At 68.3% G+C, this 19,856-nt stretch carries 20 protein-coding genes and 2 tRNA genes; 8 read left to right on the plus strand and 14 right to left on the minus strand.

Annotated elements, in window-relative coordinates:
- Positions 1–14: 14 nt before the first annotated feature.
- Both JS278_RS16600 and JS278_RS11905 read left to right on the plus strand, forming a co-directional pair.
- Positions 15–137, plus strand: coding sequence for a hypothetical protein (locus tag JS278_RS16600; RefSeq protein ID WP_281269173.1), 123 nt, complete (start codon positions 15–17; stop codon positions 135–137).
- Positions 138–998, plus strand: coding sequence for a DMT family transporter (locus JS278_RS11905; RefSeq protein WP_114045378.1), 861 nt, complete (start codon positions 138–140; stop codon positions 996–998).
- On the opposite strand, the gene JS278_RS11910 is transcribed toward JS278_RS11905, so the two are convergent.
- Positions 988–3,552 (minus strand): hypothetical protein, encoded by a 2,565-nt coding sequence (locus tag JS278_RS11910; protein ID WP_114045379.1) that lies wholly within the window; start codon positions 3,550–3,552, stop codon positions 988–990. The genes JS278_RS11905 and JS278_RS11910 overlap by 11 nt on opposite strands.
- Before the next feature lie 111 nt (positions 3,553–3,663).
- Here JS278_RS11910 and JS278_RS11915 point away from each other — a divergent pair, with 111 nt between their 5' ends.
- Entirely contained in the window at positions 3,664–4,842 is a 1,179-nt protein-coding gene (locus JS278_RS11915) for an aminotransferase class I/II-fold pyridoxal phosphate-dependent enzyme (RefSeq protein ID WP_114045380.1), read from the plus strand.
- A 1-nt stretch (position 4,843) separates the two neighbouring features.
- On the opposite strand, the gene JS278_RS11920 is transcribed toward JS278_RS11915, so the two are convergent.
- The 7 genes from JS278_RS11920 to JS278_RS11950 all read right to left on the minus strand — a co-directional run bounded on the left by JS278_RS11920 (position 4,844) and on the right by JS278_RS11950 (position 10,057).
- Entirely contained in the window at positions 4,844–6,178 is a 1,335-nt protein-coding gene (locus tag JS278_RS11920) for a DUF222 domain-containing protein (protein WP_114045381.1), read from the minus strand.
- A 199-nt stretch (positions 6,179–6,377) separates the two neighbouring features.
- The gene (locus tag JS278_RS11925; protein WP_114045382.1) at positions 6,378–6,746 is read right to left on the minus strand and encodes a DUF5615 family PIN-like protein; all 369 of its coding nucleotides are present in this window, start codon (positions 6,744–6,746) and stop codon (positions 6,378–6,380) included.
- A complete protein-coding gene (locus tag JS278_RS11930; protein WP_114045383.1) occupies positions 6,743–6,973 on the minus strand; it encodes a DUF433 domain-containing protein in 231 nt (76 codons plus the stop codon). Before JS278_RS11930 ends, JS278_RS11925 begins: the two co-directional genes overlap by 4 nt.
- 42 nt (positions 6,974–7,015) lie before the next feature.
- Positions 7,016–7,088, minus strand: a tRNA-Ala gene (locus tag JS278_RS11935).
- A gap of 49 nt (positions 7,089–7,137) precedes the next feature.
- The gene (locus tag JS278_RS11940; RefSeq protein WP_147243200.1) at positions 7,138–7,926 is read right to left on the minus strand and encodes a hypothetical protein; all 789 of its coding nucleotides are present in this window, start codon (positions 7,924–7,926) and stop codon (positions 7,138–7,140) included.
- 129 nt (positions 7,927–8,055) lie between these two features.
- Positions 8,056–8,688, minus strand: a complete 633-nt coding sequence (locus JS278_RS11945) for a GNAT family N-acetyltransferase (RefSeq protein ID WP_114046302.1) — start codon at positions 8,686–8,688, stop codon at positions 8,056–8,058.
- Between the two features lie 88 nt (positions 8,689–8,776).
- Positions 8,777–10,057, minus strand: coding sequence for a MoeA family protein (locus tag JS278_RS11950; RefSeq protein WP_114045385.1), 1,281 nt, complete (start codon positions 10,055–10,057; stop codon positions 8,777–8,779).
- A 66-nt stretch (positions 10,058–10,123) separates the two neighbouring features.
- On the opposite strand from JS278_RS11950, the gene JS278_RS11955 reads away from it, so the two are divergent.
- From JS278_RS11955 to mscL, 4 genes are all read left to right on the plus strand, one after another.
- On the plus strand, positions 10,124–10,750 hold the full coding sequence (locus JS278_RS11955; RefSeq protein ID WP_114045386.1) for a 5-formyltetrahydrofolate cyclo-ligase: 627 nt from the start codon (positions 10,124–10,126) through the stop codon (positions 10,748–10,750).
- 145 nt (positions 10,751–10,895) lie between these two features.
- Positions 10,896–11,192 (plus strand): FmdB family zinc ribbon protein, encoded by a 297-nt coding sequence (locus JS278_RS11960; protein WP_114046303.1) that lies wholly within the window; start codon positions 10,896–10,898, stop codon positions 11,190–11,192.
- 174 nt (positions 11,193–11,366) lie between these two features.
- Positions 11,367–11,963, plus strand: a complete 597-nt coding sequence (locus tag JS278_RS11965) for an SAF domain-containing protein (RefSeq protein WP_114045387.1) — start codon at positions 11,367–11,369, stop codon at positions 11,961–11,963.
- Between the two features lie 157 nt (positions 11,964–12,120).
- Entirely contained in the window at positions 12,121–12,486 is a 366-nt protein-coding gene (gene mscL, locus JS278_RS11970) for a large conductance mechanosensitive channel protein MscL (RefSeq protein WP_114045388.1), read from the plus strand.
- A gap of 73 nt (positions 12,487–12,559) precedes the next feature.
- On the opposite strand, the gene JS278_RS11975 is transcribed toward mscL, so the two are convergent.
- Both JS278_RS11975 and JS278_RS11980 read right to left on the minus strand, forming a co-directional pair.
- The gene (locus JS278_RS11975) at positions 12,560–12,931 is read right to left on the minus strand and encodes a hypothetical protein (RefSeq protein ID WP_114046304.1); all 372 of its coding nucleotides are present in this window, start codon (positions 12,929–12,931) and stop codon (positions 12,560–12,562) included.
- Between the two features lie 8 nt (positions 12,932–12,939).
- The gene (locus JS278_RS11980) at positions 12,940–14,337 is read right to left on the minus strand and encodes a UTP--glucose-1-phosphate uridylyltransferase (RefSeq protein WP_114045389.1); all 1,398 of its coding nucleotides are present in this window, start codon (positions 14,335–14,337) and stop codon (positions 12,940–12,942) included.
- 146 nt (positions 14,338–14,483) lie between these two features.
- Here JS278_RS11980 and JS278_RS11985 point away from each other — a divergent pair.
- Positions 14,484–14,556, plus strand: a tRNA-Arg gene (locus tag JS278_RS11985).
- A 43-nt stretch (positions 14,557–14,599) separates the two neighbouring features.
- Here the strand turns inward: JS278_RS11985 and iolG are convergent.
- The 4 genes from iolG to JS278_RS12005 all read right to left on the minus strand — a co-directional run bounded on the left by iolG (position 14,600) and on the right by JS278_RS12005 (position 19,830).
- Positions 14,600–15,586, minus strand: a complete 987-nt coding sequence (gene iolG / locus JS278_RS11990) for an inositol 2-dehydrogenase (RefSeq protein WP_114045390.1) — start codon at positions 15,584–15,586, stop codon at positions 14,600–14,602.
- Between the two features lie 144 nt (positions 15,587–15,730).
- Positions 15,731–17,338 carry an MFS transporter gene (locus JS278_RS11995; protein ID WP_114046305.1) on the minus strand — a complete coding sequence of 536 codons (1,608 nt, stop codon included), beginning with the start codon at positions 17,336–17,338 and terminating at the stop codon, positions 15,731–15,733.
- A 66-nt stretch (positions 17,339–17,404) separates the two neighbouring features.
- Positions 17,405–18,604: a Gfo/Idh/MocA family protein gene (locus tag JS278_RS12000; protein WP_114045391.1), complete on the minus strand. Its 1,200-nt coding sequence runs from the start codon at positions 18,602–18,604 to the stop codon at positions 17,405–17,407.
- 182 nt (positions 18,605–18,786) lie between these two features.
- Positions 18,787–19,830, minus strand: a complete 1,044-nt coding sequence (locus tag JS278_RS12005) for a LacI family DNA-binding transcriptional regulator (protein WP_181833711.1) — start codon at positions 19,828–19,830, stop codon at positions 18,787–18,789.
- Positions 19,831–19,856: the final 26 nt, after the last annotated feature.

Below are 19,856 nucleotides of genomic sequence, written 5' to 3' on the forward strand. Positions count from 1 at the left end.
CAGACTGGGGTGTCGTGAACCTCGAGACCGCATTCCCGCCCTTCGGTCTTCGCATCGAGGCGGGTCCGCTCACACTGCGCCCGATCACCGTCACCGGCGGTGAGTGGTTCCGCCGCTTCGTCGGCCTGGACGAGTAGATGGGAGCAGCATCGATCGCCCTCGTCCTGGTGGCGGCGGTGGCCCACGCGATATGGAACACCGCGGCCAAGTTTCAGCGCGGCGACCCGGTGCTGTTCGTGTGGGCCTACACCTGTGCGGCGACGTTGCTGTGCCTGCCGGTGGGGCTCGCCCCGGTGCTGGACGGCTCGCAGCCGCTCGACCGGGGGCTCGCCGCCGCCGCGCTGGTCTCGGCCGGGCTGCACATCGTCTACTCGCTGACCCTTCAGGGCGGCTACGACAGGTTCGACATGGGGGTGGTCTACCCGGTCGCCCGGGGCACCGGCCCGGTGCTGTCGATGATCGTGGCCATCGCGCTGCTCGGAGAGCAGCCACACGCGGTCGAGCTGGCGGGCGCGGTCGTGGTGGTCGCCGGGATCTGCGTGGTGGCCGGGAATCCCTTCTCCGGCGGGCAGAGCCATCCGCTCAGGGGTGTGATGTGGGGCGCGGCGACCGGTGCGGCGATCGCGTGCTACACCCTGTGGGACTCCTGGTCGGTCAGGCATCTGGATCTGGCGGCGACCACCTACTTCACCGGCACCTACCTCATCCAGAGCCTGGTCCTCACTCCGCGCGCACTGCGTCGGCGCACGGCGATCACCGGGTCATTGAGGACGAACTGGAGACCGGTCCTCATCGTCGCGGTCTTCTCGCCGCTGGCCTACATCCTCGTACTCCACGTCATGAGGACCGCCCCGGTGGCCATCGTCGCACCGCTGCGGGAATCCTCCATCGTGATCGGATCCGTGCTGGCGTGGAGGCTCTTCGGCGAGGGGCACCTGGCCCGTCGTCTGGTAGGAGCCGCCATCGTGCTGGCCGGCATCGCCCTGATCAGCCTGTGACCGTCTGCGGGTCCGCCAGGATCTCGACCAGCCGATCCAGATCCTGGCGCCCCGTGGCCCTGGCGCGCAGCTGCTCCGTGGGATCCAGGCCGCGCTCCCCCAGCAGGCCGGGCCCGGTCTCGGCGCCGAGTTCACACATGCGTTCAAGGATCACCGCATCCGCGCCGTCGAGGGTCGGATTGGCCAGCAGGACGTTGATCGGCGTTCCGGATGACAACTGACCCGCCGCATCGCCGGGACTCTCGAGCAGCCACAACGCGATCTCGCGGCGACTGCGCGGATCAGGGTTGCTGAGCGCCGCGTCGAGCAGGAATCGCCGATCGGGACCCCCGACGATGACGTCGAGCAGATCGTTGAGGGAGCCGATGAGAGACTCCTCCAGGGCCGCGCCATGATCCTGGGGCGACGCAGAGCCCTCGCGCAGCAACCTCGCCAGCCGAGGGGCCCCGGTGTCCTGGGCGTAGAGCCCGGCGAGAAGGCCGTCCTGGCCGTCGTCGTCACTGCGCCGGTAGGCCGCGCGCAGCATTCCGCGCGACGCCCGCCAGTCCAGACCGTCGTGGCAGAAGACGGCGATTGGGGCGTCACCGGTCGGATCAGGGCCGTCGAGCAGTGTCATGAGGTCCTCGGGAACCCCGTCGAACAGATCGTCCAGATCCGGATCCGGTGCAGTCGTGCCGTCGGCGCGGTAGGTGATGAGCATGCCGCGCCCGTCGTGGGTGAAGTACCCCTCCCAGGTGAACCCATCGGTCCGCAGGACGGCTCGCCGAGCGTCAGGGACGATGTCGGAGCCGGGCAGCGCCGGACCGTCCCACGTCACCGATCCGCACTCGGCGATCGCACGGAGGCGCATCCTCGTCTCCCAGATGCTGGTCCTGCCGAGCAGTTCGATCAGCGTGTCGGCCCGGCCGATCTCCAGGATGGCCTGCGGACGCAGGATGTGCGACGGATCGGGCATCGTGCCGGCCAGCAGGAGCACGGCGTGGCCGTTGACCCACCAGAGGGGCCCCTGTTCGAGGCCCATGCCGCGCATCAGGCGGGTGAGCGGGGTGTGGCGCTCCTGCCCGGACGTCCGCTCGAAGGCCGACAGTCCCAGGGGCGGGCCCCACCGGTCCGTCATGGCGTCGACCAGGTCGTCGACCCAGGACTGGAAGACGTCGTCGGTCCAGGGATCGGCGAGCAGCAGGGGCTCGTGCATGACCCCGGACCCGTCGTGCCGGAGCCGGCGACCCCCGATGGTGAAGGTCTCGTCGTCGAGGGCCTGTCCGTCGGGATCCCGGTACCACCAGGCCCGTGTCACACGCTCCACGTCCTCGGTCACCGCGGCAGGGTCGGCATCGATCAGGATTCCGTCTCCGAGCCGCACCGGACCCTCGGGACGGGGCTGTTCGGGGAACGGGCATGCGGCGAAGAACTCGTCGAGGAGGGCCCGGCGTTCGACGTCGTCGGAGGAACCGAACGCGTCGGGGGTGAAGCTGCCGCCGAGACGGTAGGGCCGGCGCACGGCGGCCGCGAAACCGAAGTCGTCGGTGCCGAGTCCGTTGCGTCGCCCGGCCACGGTGAGCCCGCGCGGCACGTTCCAGCTCGTGCCGTCGAACCAGAAGGCCCCCGTGATGATCGGCACAGGTCGGTCGTCGAGCAGTCCGAACTCCAGGTCGTGCCCTGCGATCTCCCCGCGCACCGTGACGGCCGGGGAGGCTACGGCGCCGAGCAGGTCGTCCGGCACCCCGTCGAGCAGCCTCTCGAGCAGGATGAGCTTCTCGTCACGACGCGTGTCGGCGGCGTCGGGATCGTCTCCGGCCGCCCGTGCGACGAGACGGTTGAAGGTGCAGGCGGGGTCGTTGATGAGCAGCAGCACCCGCCCGTCATCGGCGAAGATCCACACGGTGGTGGTGCCGTCGTGGGCCTGGAGGCTGCACCGGGTGCCGTCGAGGGGAGCCTCGTGCAGTCTCGCCTCACCATCGCCGAAGACCGTGCTCATCAACCAGGCGCGTCGGTGCAGCTCGGTCGGATGTTCGCCGTGCATGAGGAGATCGTCGGTGGTGTCGTCGATGAGGGCCGAGTTCCCCTCCATCACGAGGCGCCGCGGCACCACCATCACGAGCTGTTGGAGTGAACCGACGCCGGGCTCGCCGTCCCATTTCGTCAGCAGGGCCAGGAAGACGTCGTGGCGGTCCCACATCTCGGCGTGGTCGTAGCCCAGGTTGATCAGGACGTGGTCGAGGATCCCCTCGGGCTCCCGGGCATCGCCGACGAGCCGTGGGGAGTGGATCATCGGCCGTCCCCAGAGGCGGGACATCGCCTCGCGGGCCTCGGTCTCCCAGGCGAGCATGGCGACTCCCCACGGCTTGCCGGCGGCGTCCATGTCGGGGTCGTAGACGCTGAGGCCGCACAGCCAGATCCCCTCGACCTTCTCGAAGTCGACCGCCTCGAAGGTCAGCTCCTCGTCATCCGCGTGGCCGCGGAGATGGGTGAGGGACCTCTCCAGGAATCCTGGGACGTCCCCGGGGGACTCCAGCGCACGGTAGATCGGCAGATCGTCGCCCTCTGAGCTCATGGACAGACGCTAGCGCCTTCTGGCCAGGGTTGCGGGTCAGGAACGATGGCGAGACCTCGCAGCGTGGAGTGTCATGCTTGTCCCGTCATACCCCGATCCGAGGACCACTCCATGAAACTCTCCGGCCACGTCCGCGATATGCAGCCCTTCCACGCCCTGGCATTCGGGCAGCGGGCCGACGCCATGGAGGCGGCCGGGCAGCACGTCGTCGCGCTGTCCATCGGGGAGCCGGATTTCGGCGCACCGCCGGCGGTCCGCGAGGCGATGCGCGTCGCCATGGACGGGCGTCCGCTGCCTTACACATCGGCCCTCGGACTGCCCGCGCTGAGATCGGCGATCTCGGGCTTCTACCGCGATCGCCACGGGATCGACGTCGATCCGGCCCGGATCGCGATCACCTCGGGGGCCTCCTGCGCTCTCGTGATGGCCACCGCCGCCACCGTCGATAACGGCGACGAGGTGATCCTGGCCGACCCCTCCTACCCCTGCAACCGGGAGCTGGTGACCGCCTTCGGTGGCAAGGTCGTGGCGGTCCCCACCAGCGCGGCCACGCGCTATCAGCTCGACGCCGCGAGCGTCGAGCGGGCCTGGAGCGATCGCACGACGGCGGTCATGGTGGCCACCCCGTCGAATCCCACCGGAACATCCATTCCCTTCGACCAGTTGAGCGCCATCTGCGAGCTGGCCCGTGCCCGCGATGCCTGGCGGATCGTCGACGAGATCTATCTGGAGCTGGCCGACAGCGGCGTCGACGGGCGTGCGGCGCGGACGGTGTTGGAGACCGATCGGGACGCGATCGTGGTCTCGAGCTTCTCCAAGTACTTCGGGATGACGGGTTGGCGGCTGGGATGGATGGTGATTCCCGATGTGCTGGTGGCGGCGGTGGAGCGGCTGGCGATGAACTTCTTCCTGTCGGCCTCCAACCCGGCTCAGCAGGCGGCCCTGGCGTGTTTCACCCCCGAGTCGCTGGCGGTCTGCGAGGAACGCCGCGCAGAGCTGGGGCGGCGACGTCGCCTGGTGTGCGACGGGCTGGCACGCATCGGACTGCCGGTACCCGTGCAGCCCGATGGCGCCTTCTACGTCTATGTCGACATCAGCGGCACCGGCCTGAATGCCTGGCAGTTCTGCGAGCAGGCGCTGGAGCGGGCCCACGTCGCGCTCACGCCCGGCCGCGACTTCGGTGCCACGACCGCCGACACCCACATCCGCCTCTCCTACGCGGCCTCGCAGGCGCAGCTGGAGGAAGGGCTGGAAAGGCTGGGGAGATTCGTGGCCGGGCTGGCCTCATGAATCAGCCGAAGATGACGTCGATCCTGGGATTCCGGCGCGGCCGGTCACCGATTCGAGCCCCGTCGGGTCTGCCGGGCAGCCTGGTGGTGCGTCCCCGGACCACGCGCCAGCGTCTGCCGGTGCGGCTGGTCCACTCGTAGACGCCGGGTGCCGGCTGGTCGAGTTTCCAGATGCCCGCGGTCTTGGCGCGGTGCTCCCGCCGGGCCAGCGGGCCGAGGTTGGAGATGCGGGTCTGGCCGGGCGGGGCCGGGGACCCCGGAGTGGATCTGCGGTAGGCGATGGTGTGGTCCAGGTCGGCGGTGCGGGATCTGGCAGTGGAGTAGGGGAAGACCGAACAGTCCTCCCGGATCATCAGCTGACGCCGGAGCCGGTCTGGGATCTCGTAGGCGTCCACCGACGGGTCACCGTTGAGGTCGAGTACGGGCAGTACGCGGATGCGGTGGTGGCCCAGCAGGTGGGCCAGCTGGTCGACCAGCACCGGGCCGACGTCTCCGCCCCGGGCGAGGACCCTGGCCACATGCGCGCCGTCGCTGGCCGCTGTGTCGAGGGCTTCGGCGGCGATGTGGACGACGACGTCGGCCAGGGGCAGGGCCGCGGTGCTGTCGCCGGTGGATTCATCGGTGGTGGTGGGCGTGACGAGTTCCTCCAGGGCCCGGGCCGCCAGGACCGGCAGCGGTTCCTCGGCCCCGGCCTTCCTCATCCGACTCGTGATCCGGGTGATGGCGGCCTGCAGCTGCAGGGCGGCGCCGGTGTCGATGAGTCCGCCGATGGCCGAGGTGCCGTCCCCCAGGTGGCGGATCGACAGGAACCGGTCACGCCGGGCGATCTCGGCCTTCCGCCGCGCCAGGTCGGCGTCGGCGCGCATGATCAATCCCTGCAGGCGGCGTCGGATCCTCGGCCAGGGAGCCACGCCCCAGGCGTCGGCGAGTTTCTCGTCGACCCACCGGGCCGCCTCGGCCGACAGCTCGTCGCAGGCCTGGGCCACCTTGCGGGCCTGCCAGGCCTCGACTCGCAGGTCGGCCAGCGCCGCCCACAGGTAGGGGTGGCGGCTTCGCAGGTTGGCGACGTCATGGACCAAGCTCCAGGCCGCCGGCTCGCTCAGGCCCAGCAGCGCACCGACCTCCAGGGCCACGAACTCCCCAACCGATCCAGCGCCGTCGGCCCCGGCAGAAACAGTCCGCTCGGCAGCGGGGCCGTTCACCAGAGGCTCAGGTGCGGGGTAGGTGTCGATCATCCCGGCCACCGCGACCAGCCGGTCGGACTCGGCGCGACGCACAGCGACATCGGCCTCAACCAGCCGGTCGCCGGCCGTCCTGAACCGCGTCATCGCCTCCATGGATCAAGCCAACCAGTAGGATCTGACAGTTTCTGCCGACACAACCCGCAGGATCCCAGAATGTGGACACCATTTTTCAACAAGTCGCTTTCCCCATCAATCCGGCCCACCGGATCACCCTAGCTGCCGGAATCGATTGGAACCATTACGAGGCTCTCGCACCGAGCGCCGGGCGCGGGCAGGCTTGCGACCGATGGAATCAGCGAAGCGGCAAGCGACGCACGCGGATCCGATCCTGGGTCAAGGAAGCGATCGCTCCGTCCTCCAACAGCGTAGCCATGGCGCTCAGGTTACCGATGAGCACCGCGGCAACCTCGGCGGCGGTCACCGCATCCGGAATCCGCAACAGGATCAACGATGGCTTGCTGGCTGCCTGGTATGCGAGGAGGTTCGTGAAGTCGGAGTCCTGGGACACGACGACGAGGCCCTCCCGGCGCGCGTGGTCGAGGATCGCCTCGTCGGGAGCATCCCGGAGCCCGATCTGGCGGACGTGAACCGACTCGATGCCCGCCTCAGTCAGGTGGACGCAGATGGTCGGCGAAAGGTTCTGATCGAGCAGCAGCTTCATGCCGTGTGGGCCAGCGGAAGGTAGGTCTCCGCATCAAGCGCTGCAGCGGCATACTCCAGCGCGGCTCGGATATCGGCGGCTTCAAGATCCGGATGCTCGGCAAGGATCTCGCCGTTCGACATCCCCTGTGCGACCATTCGGACGATCGTCTTGACGGGAAATCGCAGGCCCCGGACGGTTGGCTGGCCACCCATGACGGCCGGATCAGCGGTGATTCTCTCGAACATCCTGCCTCCGTTGCGGAGTAAGCGCTGCACGATCCTTCTGGGTGGAGCATAGGGGATTCGAACCCCTGACCTTCTCATTGCGAACGAGACGCGCTACCAACTGCGCCAATGCCCCAAGGACGCGGTAACGCTACCACCGCAGACGCCGAACGGACAATTCCGGCTCAGGCCGACTCGGCCCGACCCAGGACCGTGGCCGACTCCTCCCGCTCCCCCTGAGGATGCTCGGCAGTCACCGGATCATTCGTCTGGCCGATCACCGGCCCGGGGGCCGAGAGGTCGATGGTGCGCACGGTGCGTGCGGCCACCGGCTTGGAGACGTATGTGGGGGCGGTCACCGGCACCGCCTCCCACAGCGACCCGTCGGACTTCGACACCGGCCGGTTCAGCTCGACGGAGTACTCCGTCGGCGGGGTGGGCTCGTCCTCACTTTTGGGCGCATCGTCGGATCCGGGAAACGCATCGTTGAGGTTGATCGCCACCGTCCGCTCGTCCCACCCCCGATCGATGAGCTCCATCCGACGATCGAGGCGCCTGCTCATGGCGACCACGGAGAATCTCGACACCACCAGGAAGGCCACGACCAGCACGCCGAATCCGGCGGCGAACCACCACGACAGGATCGAGGTGACGCCCAGCACCGCCGAGACCGTCGTCAGCCCCAGCAGTACGGCCATGGTCCGGCGCCGGCGAAGCGCCGCATCGGCCCACGCCGCCTGCACCTCATGACGGGCATGGGCGCGGGTGTACGGAGTCGCCACCTCGAGGTCCGGCTCGGCCTCGGGGATCTGAGAGCTGATCGTCAGCCCCCCGTCCCGCACGATCGACATCGAGTCCGGGAACTCCGCCACCTCCTCGGTGTCCTCCGAGTGGTCGTGGCGTCGCATGACGAACCACGGCACGAGGTAGGCGATCCACGCCACTACTAGCACACCGAAGATGACTGCTTCCACGCCCCCACCGTAGGGGAGGAGGGCGTCGGCGTCCCGCATCGGGCCGGAGTGTCGGCGAATCGAATGACATTCATGTCATTCCCATAGCTAAACAGGCTCGGACAAGGCGCTATCCGCCGGTCGGAGAAGTCAGGCCAGTGGAGAGCCTGGCAGCACGCGATCTTCGAGGTAGCCGCGGAGCACCCCTGCGGGCCGGTCGTCGCTCAGAAGCCGGAACACCCGGTGGTCGCGCCAGTGCCCGTCTATGTGAAGGAATCTCGGGCGCATCCCCTCCTCCGCCAGGCCCAGTTTGCTCACCACCCGCAGGCTCTTCTGATTCTCCGGCCGGATGCAGATCTCGATCCGATGCAGGCGCAGCACCTGGAAGCAGTAGTCAGCCGCGATCGCCACGGCGGTCGGTATCACCCCGCGACCCGCATACCTCGAGCCCACCCAGTACCCCATCGAGCAGCTCATCGCTGAGCCGAAGGTGATGCACGAGACCGTCAGTTGGCCTATCAGGGGCAGTCGTTCCGGTCGCGGCGACGGATTCTCGGGCCATCCCTCATCCCAGGCGACCAGCCACGGGAGGATCGTGGGCATCCGGGCCAGGCGCCGATTGCGCACCACCATGGCCGCGAAGCCGGGCGGCCTCTCCAGAGAGACGGGCGGCCTGGTGGCCTCCCAGGGACGCAACCACTCGGAGTCGGCCTCCCTGAGGCTGAACCAGTCGGACGAGTCGTCCTTGCGCATCGGCCGCAGCACCACCGCTCCGGCGCGCAGCACGACCGGCCAGTGGTGATGGTCCGGAAGCGAGGTCCCCCAGGGCATCTCGAAACCGCGCTGCGGACCGGCGGCAATCATGGCGTGGTCAACTCCGTCCCAGTGACCAGCAGGTCACATCATCACCGACGTCGATCCTCGACCCGGTCGGGATGACCGCAAGCGCATCCGACATCGCAAGATCCGCCAGCCTCGCCGGATCACCGTGCCCCGCCCGGGAGGCGATGACCCTTCCGTTGCGCTCCTCGAGGCGTACCGGCACGAAACTGGCCAGGTCCGAGGCCTCGGCCACCAGGGAGCCGGCCTCGGCGGCGATCTCCCAGGAACGCGGCGCGCCGCCGGCCAGCTTGTTGAGCACCGGCCTGGCGAAGGCGTGGAACGCGGCCAGTGCCGCGCCGGGGCCGGGCGGAAGCACCATCACCGGAACCAGCTCGGGCCCGATCAGCCCGAAACCCTGGTAGGAGCCGGGAGTCATGGCCACCTGGCAGAAATCGGTCGCTCCGAGCTCGGGCAGCAGACTGCCCACGGGGTCCGGCTCGGTGGCGACCATCCGGTCGCTGGTCGACAGCAGCAGGTCGGCGCGGATCAGCTGGTCGGTGACGGTCTCGCGCAACTCGTCCGGCTCGCTGTCCCGGGCGTCGACGAGCCACACATGACTCCCGGTGTTGCGTGCCGCGGCGGCGACGATCTGGGCAGTGGCGTCCAGCTGAGGGACGTCCTCGCCGTCGGGGTGCTCTCCCCCACCGGTGCCCAGCACCACCACCCGCGGGCGTGGCCGGGCGAACACCTTGTCGACTCCGGCGGCCGCCAGCAGCGCGATCCGCCCGGGATTGAGGTGGCTGCCCTGAGGGGCGATCACCTCCCCGCCGGCGAAGTCCGATCCCGCGAGCCGGCATCCCGACCAGGCCGGCACCGGTTCCGTCACGGTCACCTTCCCGTCCTCGTCGAGCACCTCGGGGCCGACGACGCAGTCGGTACCGTCGGGCAGCTCCGCACCGGCACGCACCGACACGGCCGTGCCCTGCAGCACGGGCCGCGGAGGACGCCGGTCGATCTGCAGGTGGACCGGATACGGGTTGCCCGCCCGGGTGGTGGTCGCCGAGTCGAAGGCGAATCCGTCGATCGCGGCCGTGGTGAGATGGGGTACATCGGTGGGGGCCGGAACGTCCTCGCACAGCTCGAGTCCCAGCGCGTCACCGATGCTCAGCCCGAACGGCGTCAATGGTCTGACCGCCGACACCAGGAAGTCCCGGTGGACCTCCAGGCCACGGCGGCCGTTCACATCGTCGGCCGGCGCTCCGGGCAGCCGTAACGGCGCCTCCTCCTCGGCAGTCGGCGGCTCGATCTTCTTCCTGCGGAACAACGCCATGGCGACAGACTACGGGTTCCGGAGGCAGGATGGCCGATGACGCGTCGGCCCGCCTAGCCTTGGCCTGTGCACGATCCCGATCCGCCCGCCGACCCCGACGACAAGACGGCCTGGCGGCGACTGGGCCTGGCCCGACGGCAGGCCCTGAGCAGGGCCGAGCAGCTCGCCCGGCGCCGAGGATGGCGGAGCCACGGCGTCGACGCCGTCACCTCGTCCGGAGCCGCGGTGGTCTCCCTGTACCTCTCCCGGGGTCAGGAGCCGGACACGCTGGGGCTGGCCGCCGAGCTGGAACGACGCGGCGTCGCGGTCCTGGCTCCCGTGCTCACCGACGGTCGGGGCCACGGCGTCCACGAGGTGAGCTGGGGACGCTACCGCCATGACCGGCTGCGCGAGGGACTGTGGGGCATCCCCGAACCCTCCGGGGTCGCCATGGCGGCCTCGGAGCTGGCCTCGGCCGACGTCATCATCTGCTCGGCCCTGTGGGCAGACCGGGCCGGTTACCGGGTGGGGATCGGCGGAGGCTGGTACGACCGGGCCCTGCTGCATCGGCGCCCCGATGCGCCCGTCTGGGCGATGGTCGACACCTGCGAGGTGGTCGCCGCACTTCCTCGCGATCCCTGGGACGTCGCGGTTGATGCCGCACTGACGCCCTGCGGCCTGGTGCCGTTGGGACCGAAGGGCTCCGTGGAATAGCAGCGCGCCGCGCTGCGTTGCACAGCCGTTCAGATGTGCGCGTTCCCGGGGTGGTCATACCGTGCCCGGTTTTCCGCTCCTCGCGCGCGTCGCATATCATGTTTGACGTCGCCCGATCGTGGGATCGGACCGGATCGAGGAGAGCATGCCCACATACCAGTACCGTTGCACCGACTGCGGCCGTGATCTCGAGGTCTTCCAGCGTTTCAGTGACGCCGCCCTCACGACCTGCCCCACCTGCTCCGGCACGCTGCGCAAGGTGTTCAACGCGGTCGGCGTGGTGTTCAAGGGTTCTGGGTTCTACTCCACCGACAACCACACCCACGGTGCGACGGCCGCAGCCGCCCCCGCCGCCGATCACAGCTCCACCGAGCACGCCGCCACCGGCTCGGACTCGACGACCAGCTCCGAGTCTTCCACAGCCGCGGCCGCCGCGAACTGATCCGAATTCACCTGTGGAAAACCTCTGATTCCGAGTTCGCGCCCCTAGAACTGGGGTGTGAGACGAATCTTCAGACCCAGCAGGCCCGATAGGACCGCGCCGCAGCCCGGTCGGCTCCGCACTCGAGTACTCAGCACCGACTCGCGCCCGGGACGACATGTCCGGCGTCGGCCCATGAACCGGCGCCTGCACATCCTGCTCACTCGGCACCGCCGACTCCTCGCGGCGCTGCTGGCGGCGGCGGCCGTCATTCTCCTCGCATCCCCGGACACCGACCCGCAGGGAACCAGACCGGTCATCGTCGCCCGGAAGGCACTGTCGGGCGGATCCCAGATCGGATCCGCTGAGATCGCAGTCGTCCGGGTCCCCGCAGCTCTGGTACCCGATCAGGCGCTCATCTCCGTCGACAAGGCCGCCGGCCAGACCCTGGTCGCCGATCGGTCCCGAGGGAGCATTCTCACCGAGGCCGATCTCCTCAGCGCGCCAAGAGCCGGTCCGGGGCGGGCGCTGACCGGGGTGCGGCTGTCCGATCCGTCACTGCTTCCGATGCTGCGGGTGGGGATGGTGGTCACGATAGTAACGGTCTCCGACGGTTCGCAGGCCGTGGTGCTGGCGCGCTCGGCGGTGATCCGGGCCATCTCGCACACCTCCTCCCAGGGGTCTCTCGCCGCAGGTACGGAGCCCGTCATCGTGGTCTCCACCGATCCTCAGAGCGCGGCGCGAATCGCGACCCAGAGTTCGGGACAGGGAGTGGGAGTCGTTATGGAATGACGTATCGACCGTTGTCAGCGTATACAGCGTCAACCGACGTCATCTCTGAACGCGAAATATGGCATTTCGAGGACGTCTGTTCCGATGGATCCCTCTAGACTTTCAGCCGTCTTGGTGCCGTCCGGATGGCGGTACAGCTGATCTGAAAGGGGAACAGATGAAGGGTTTCAAGGACTTCATCATGCGCGGAAACCTCGTTGAGCTGGCCGTCGCTTTCATCATCGGCGGCGCATTCGCCACCGTCGTCACGACATTCACGGCCATCGTCATGGACCTCCTCGGAAAGCTCGGGGGCACCCCGAACTTCTCGACCTTCGTCCCGGGCGGCATCCACGTCGGTGCCTTCCTCACCTCCGTCGTGTCCTTCCTCATCCTGGCTGCCGTCGTCTACTTCGGTGTTGTCAAGCCCTATGAGTTCGCCAAGTCGAGGCTCGTCAAGAAGGAAGTGGAGGAGGCTCCGGCGACCAGCGAGGAGCTGCTCACCGAGATCCGCGATCTGCTCGCCCAGCAGAAGAACAGCTGAACCTCGGCGCACCCCGGTTTCACCCGCACGACGCCCCGGTCCGAATCGACCGGGGCGTCATCTCATGCCGGCGTCAGCGCTGGACGCTGTGCGGAGGGACCTCCCGCAGCAGCCGGGTCTCGTCGGGGCCGATGACCGCAGGTCCGTGATGCACCCGTTCGGCCAATCCGTCCAGGCCGGTGGCCGTGCGCACCTGGGCGAGCACGGCCGCGTACCTGGCGAACTCCAGGCCGTCGATCAGATCTGTCGGCAGCGCCTCCGGCCAGGGCCGGTCGGCGGCCTGGCATCGTCGACGCCGATCCTGAAGCGCCGCGGCGTCCCATTCCTGCTCGGCCAGCCATGCGACCAGCCGACCGGCGTCCCAGTCGACATCGGGTGCGGGTTCCAGCCGCTGCCCGGTGAGCACGACGGCGACGGCGGCCCAGCAACGGGCCGCCGGCGCCACCCCGTCGGTCACAGCGACCCGTCGGTGATCTCGCCGGACAGCCGCGCGCCGTCGGGGACGGTGGCGGGGCTGTCGGCCGACAGCTCGGCCGAGCCGTCGACGACGACTCCGGAGCCGAAGGTCCAGTCGCCCGCAACGGCCAGGCGGTCGGCCTCACGCAGCGAGGGGGCCTGCGGAATCCTGCGGGTGAAGTCGGCGATCTTCTTGTAGAAGTGCTTGTCGAGATCGATCTCGCAGGTCCGGTCGGTGCCCTTGACGAGATGGGAGTCGGCGTCAAGGCTGTAGACGTCGGAGCGCAGCAGAAGCAGCTCATTGGTGGTCTTGACAGGCAGGAAGCGGGAGCGGTCGACGCAGATGCAGGTCGCACCCTCGAAGACCTCGATGGCCCCGCCCATCGCGGACTCGATCTGGATCACCGGCGTCGAGTCGGCGTCGCGGGGATCGACCGTCTTCTCATTGCGGATGAGTTGCAGCCCCATCACGCCGTGCCGCTCGTCGAGGGCCTTCTTCACCGCGGCCAGATCGAACCACAGGTTGTTGGTGTGGAAGAAGGGGTGGCGGAACTCGTCGGTGAAGTAGTCCATCTCCTCCGGCGCGGTCTGGGCGGTGTCGCGCAGGATCAGCTGCCCGTCGGCCTTGCGGACGGCCAGATGCCCGCCCTTCTTGTCGTTGACGGTGCGCCGGCACAGCTCGGCGGCGTAGGGGGCTCCGGAGGCCGCGAACCAGCCGGCCAGACGGGCGTCCGGGACGGCGCCGAGATTGTCGCCGTTGGAGACCGAGGCGTAGCGGAATCCCTGCTCAAGGAGCTGGTCGAGCAGTCCCGAGCCCAGCAGGGCCGTGTAGAGATCGCCGTGGCCCGGCGGGCACCACTCCAGGGCCGGATCCTCGGGCCACTCGACCGGAGTGAGATCGTCGGCGCGCAGCTTGGGCTCCTGATTCTGCAGGAAGTCCAGCGGCAGCCCGTCGACAGCCAGATCCGGGTACGCCGACAGGGCGGCGAGGGTGTCGTCGCGAGTGCTGAAGGAGTCCATGAACAGCAGCGGCAGCCGGGCGCCGTGACGCTTCCGGGCGGCACGCACCTGACCGACGACGAGATCGAGGAAGGTGCGACCGTCGCGGACCTCGAGCAGCGACTTCGCCTTGTCCAGGCCCATCGAGGTGCCCAGGCCACCGTTGAGCTTGATGATGACCGTGCGATCCAGAGCCGCCGAGGCCGCCTCATCGTCGACGTCGACCTCCGAGAGCATCGGAGGATCGGTGAGCGGGCTGATGGTGTCTTCTCGGATCAGTCCGGTACCGCCTTCCTCGAGCTGGTGGTAGTAGGAGGTGAAGACGTCGATCGCCGTGGCCTCCACCCCGGCGTCCCTCATCTTCTGCTGTGCGGCTCTCAACCCGGCTTCACTCATCCCATCGACCCTTCCGATCGTGATGGCTCGCGATTCGCCCCCGATCCTATGAGATGGAGACGACGGGAGGAGTGGCCGGCTCCTTGGAATTGCCGCCCGCGGCGCCGGGACACTAGTCTGGACGGGCCGATGATGTCTGTCGGCATGGCCCCGTAGCTCAGGGGATAGAGCAGTGGTTTCCTAAACCATGTGTCGGAGGTTCGAATCCTCTCGGGGCCGCAACCGAATTCCCGCCCGGCAAGGCGGCATGCGCAATCCCATCTCAGAGCTTCACGGCAGCACCTGTTCTGGCGCTGTCGGCGGTCGCCTGGGCCAGCAGTAGCGCGGCGTAGCCGTCGCGCACCGAGGGAGAGGCCGGGGTGCCCGCGTCGGCGGTGTCGATGAAGCGCCCCAGCTCGATCCGGTAGGCGTCCTCGTAGCGCTCGAGGAAGAAGTCCATCACCGCGGACTTCGCCTCGGTCTGGCTGCTGGTGGCCTTGCGGACGGCGGTCTGGGTGAGATTGTCGGCGCTCAGCATGCCGTCGGCCCCGAAGGCCTCCAGGCGCTGGTCGTAGCCGAAGGCGCAGCTGCGCGAGTTCACGATCGTGGCCAGTCTCCCCTCGGTCGACTTCAGGGTCACCAGCACCTGGTCGAAGTCGCCCTGCGCCGCGATCGCCTCGTCGACGTTGGTACCCACGGCCGTCACCTCGGCGATATCGCCCAGGAAGAACCGGACGGTGTCGAAGTCGTGGATCGTCATGTCCTTGAAGATGCCGCCGGATCCGGCGACGTACTCGGCCGGCGGGGCCGCCGGGTCGCGGGAGACGACGATGAGCTGCTGGAGCTGGCCGATCTCGCCGTCGTCGATCCGCTGGTGGATCTCGGCGAAGCTCGGATCGAATCGCCGGTTGAAGCCCATCATGACGTTGTCGGCGGCCTCGCCGAGCTCGTCGATGCAGCGCTTCGCCTCGGCGACGTCCAGAGCGATCGGCTTCTCCGACATCACCTTCTTGCCGGCCTTCACCGCCGCCAGGATGTGATCGACGTGGAACCGGGTGGGCGAGCCGATGATGACGGCGTCGACCTCCGGAGCGTCGAAGACCTCCTGCGGATCCAGGCAGTACCTGACGCCGTACTGGGCCGACAGCTCCTTGGCATTCTTCTCGAAGGGGTCGCAGACGAGCACCAGCTCGGCCGCGGGATGAGCATCGACGGCGCGGGCATGGACGTGACCGATGCGACCTGCACCGATGATGGCGATACGAATCATGGACGAGAACTCCTCACAATGACATCTTCACTGATGCGTTCGGCGGCCGGGACCCGTCCTCCAGGACGAGCCCCGGCCGACCGTGCAAATGTTAACACATTTATTATCTCTTGGCTGACAAGTGCTTACTGGGATGTGCCTGGATCACCTGCTGTAGATGTGCTCCATGTAGGTCTCGATCTCCTCCAGCGACCGGCCGGAGGTCTCGGGCATGATCTTCAGGAGCACGACGCCGATGACGAGGTTGAGCACGCCGTAGATGGTGTACGTCAGCCCACCGCCCAGACCCGACATCATGGACGGGAATGTGAAAGTGATGACGGCATTGACGGTCCACATGAAGAAGATCGCCGTGCCGTTCATGATCCCCCGGTACCGGGATGGGAACATCTCGCCGAGCATCGTCCACACCACGGTGCCGTTGGTGGACTGCACGATGAGCATGAAGACCGCCATGAGACCGAGGATGAGGAACGGCGCCCAGGCCGGCGGCTTCGTCCCGTCGGCAATATGGGGAGCGATGGTGAACTGGAAGGTCGCCGCGACACCGAGCAGGGCGATCCCGACACCGAAGATGTCGAAGATGAGCAGCTGACGACGGCGGAACTTGAGGATGAGCCACAGGCCCAGCGCCGATCCGATGACCGACATGACGCCGTTGGCCACCTGAGCGGTGATGGAGGCCGAGGTGGTCATCCCGGCGTACTCCAGCACCTTCGGCGCGTAGTACATGACGGTATTGACGCCGGTGGTCTGGTTGACGATGGCCAGGAAGATGCCCATCAGCAACAACTTCCGCAACCAGGGGGTCGCCCAGACGTCCTTGAACCGGCCGCGTTGCTGCTCGGCGGCCTCATGCCTGCGGACGGCGATCATCTCGTTCAGCTCGGCCTCCAGGGGACCGTCCTTCTCTGCGTTGCGCACCCGCTTGAGTGAACCGACCGCGTCCTTGATGCGGCCCTTCACCAGGTACCAGCGCGCCGACTCCGGCATCATCCGGATGCCGATCCACAGGGCAATCGCCGGGATGGAGCACAGCACGAGCATCCAGCGCCAGGCCTCGCCGTTGCCGGAGTTGATGACGAGGTTGTCGAGGAAGGCGTGGAACTGGGCGTCACTGAGCGGGCCGCCCTTGCTGGCCTGCAGAGCCAGAATGGCGTCCCAGGCATGCTGGCCGGTGGCGATGCCATGGGCATCGGCATTGTTGTTGGCCTCCACGACGATCTGCGGCCCGCCATGGGCCGCGTTGATGATCGCGTTCATGGCGAAGGCCAGCAGCTGGCCGGTGACGATCATCAGCTGGTCGATCGCCACGATCGACCCCCGGATCCGTTTGGGCGCGGTCTCCGCCAGATACACCGGAACGGTGGCCGAGGCCCCGCCGACGGCGAACCCCAGGATGAACCGGAACGGGTACATCACGAAGACGCTGGGGGCGAAGGTGGTGCCCAGGGCCCCGATGAGGAAGACCACCGCGAGGATGGTGATGTTGTGACGTCGGCCCCACCGGTCCGACATCATGCCGCCGAAGATCGCGCCGAAGGCCGCCCCGATGAGCAGAATGCCGCCGATCAGGCCCTCCTCCACCGCGTTGAGGGCCAGACCGCCGGCCGAACCCGGCATGTACATATAGGGCAGCGCGCCCGAGATGACGCCGGTGTCGTAGCCGAAGAGCAGCGAACCGAGTGTGGCCACCGCTGCGACCGCGAAGATGCCGCGGTGCCTGCCCGAGGGTTCGGTGCCAGCAATCATCTCCCGCAGGTCGGAGACCTCGCTCGGGCCCCCGGGAAGTGTCACATGATCTGTCATGGTCTCAGCTCACTTGTCGAAAGTGGTGCGGCCGGACACTGCCCGAACCTGGTGCCAGGCTCCGTCCGCGGCCGAGGCCACCACGGCGTCATCGATCTCCGCGGCCGACCATCCGTCGGCTGCCGATGGCCCGTACTGCTCGTCGGCCAGCACTCCGGAGACGAACTTCGCGGCCTCGATCACCTTCATGTCGTCGAATCCCATCGACGTCCCGGCGCCGGGCTGGAACCGGGCGAAGTCCGGATGATCGGGGCCGGCCATCGCCCTGACATATCCCTGCAGGGCGCCGTTGGAACGTCCCAGGCAGACCTCGACGTGGTTGAGATCCTCGAAGTTCCAGCGGATCGAACCCTCGGTGCCGTAGACCTCGACGACGTACTCCGATCGCGGCCCCACGCTCACCCGGGAGGACTCCATGGTGGCCACCGCTCCCCCGGCGAACCGTGCGATGACGGCGCAGTAGTCCTCGTTCTCCACCGGCCCGAGCTCGTCGGAGACCACCCAGCCACTGTGGCCGACGCCGGCCTTCAGGGGCTTGGGCCGCTGATCGATGAAGGTGTCGGTCAGCGCGGTGACCTCGGTGATCCGGTCCCTGAGCAGGTACTGGACCAGATCCTCCCCGTGCCCCATCAGGTCCAGCACCACCCCGGCTCCGGCCCGGCCCTTCTCATAGCGCCAGGTGAGCGGGCCGTTCGGGTCGGAGGCGTAGTCGGCGATGAGCCAGACGCGGGCATTGGTGATGCGCCCGAGCTTCCCCTCGGCGATGAGCCGGCGGGCGTACTGGACGGCCGGCACGTGGCGGTAGTTGAATCCCACCGAGGTGATCAGGCCCTTGGCCTCGGCTCCCTGTGCGATGTCGGCAGACTGCTCAGCGCTGATGCCCATCGGCTTCTCGATCCAGAACGGCTTGCCCGCCTCGATGGCCGCCATGGCGATCTCATGGTGCAGGAAGTTCGGGGAGCAGATATCCACGACGTCGACCTGCGGGTCATTGATGAGCTCGTGATAGTCGGAGACCGCACGCCGGAATCCGAGCACCTCGGTCGCCTGACGCCGGTTCTCCTCCATGACATCGCAGCACGAGACGAGCCTGATGTCGGCCTCGATCTCGGGGAACTTCTCCTTGAGGGCCCGGTATGCCCTGGTGTGCAGCCGTCCCATCCAACCGAGGGACACGACCCCCACCCCGATGGACCTCTTGTCGCTCATCGATTCTCCTCGTTCATCGGTGCGCCCTTCGTCGGGCGCTTCGGCGCCCCTGTGCGCCGATTCAAAGATCCTGACATATGCCACCCGTCCCTCGGCACACGTAAGGACACTGCAAAACGATTCGAGAATCGAAGGCACCGGTTCCGATGCCGAACCGCCCCGGCGTCGAAACGTTACGACCGTCAGCCGGCCGGGCCCGCACCAGGGGGCGACGTCGTGGTCCTCGTCACCAGCTCCGTCCCGATGGTGATGACCTGCTCGGCGCCGGGCCTCACCGGCCCCTCCAGCTCGACCCGCGTCCTCAGCAGCGCGGCGGCTCGAGCCGCCAGTTCCACGGCGTCCTGCCGGACGCTGGTGAGCGCGGTGGTCGGATCGGATGCGACGGGTGCATCATCGAAACCCACGACGCTGATCTCCCTGGGAACCCCGATGCCCTGCAGGCGGAGCTGGCGCAGCAGACCGCCGGCGCACATGTCGTTGAAGCAGGTGACCGCGGTCGGGCGGGGACGCAGCACCGCGATCGCCTGAGCCGCCGCCACGCCGGCCTCGACGGTCGACCCACCGGGCATGATCCGGATATGGCCGGCCAGGCCCAGGCGCGTCATGGCCCCGACGTAGCCCTGTTCGCGCTCGGTCGTCATGGGCCGGCCGCCTCCGTTGACATGCATGATCTCCCGGTGACCCAGCCCGACCAGCGCCTCCACGGCCGTCGCCGCGCCCTGCCGGGAATCGCAGGCCACGACGTCCACGCCGCCCAGGCTCAGCTGCCGACACAGGCTCAGGGTCGGAATCCGGGCAGCGATGGCCGCGATCTCATGATCGCTGAGGCCCGACCCGGTGAGCACCATCGCCTGACAACCGTCCCTCAACAGCTCGGCGACGCAGGTCTGCTCGGTGTGGTGGACGGTCGCCCCCGCCAGGACGGCGTCCAGTCCCTCCTCGGCCATCGCCACGTAGAGGGCGTCCAGCAGGCTCGCCTGGAAGGACTGCGCCACCTCGTAGATGATGCCGACCTGACGGGAGTGGAACCGGCGCAGCCCGGCCGCCCGGCGATCGGGCCGCCAGCCGAGCCGGTCCGCGGCGTCGATCACCCGCCTGCGGGTGGCCTTCGAGACATGGGCGCCGCCCGACAGCGCCACCGAGACGGTCGACGTCGAGGTGCCCGCCAGCCTCGCCACATCCCGGATGGTGACCTTCTTCGGCGGGCGCGCCGTCGCATTCCCCATGGACCTCATGCTATCGGCGCCCCGAC

Origin of the sequence: Acidipropionibacterium virtanenii (assembly GCF_003325455.1) — a bacterium.
In the GTDB taxonomy this organism is placed as follows: domain Bacteria; phylum Actinomycetota; class Actinomycetes; order Propionibacteriales; family Propionibacteriaceae; genus Acidipropionibacterium; species Acidipropionibacterium virtanenii.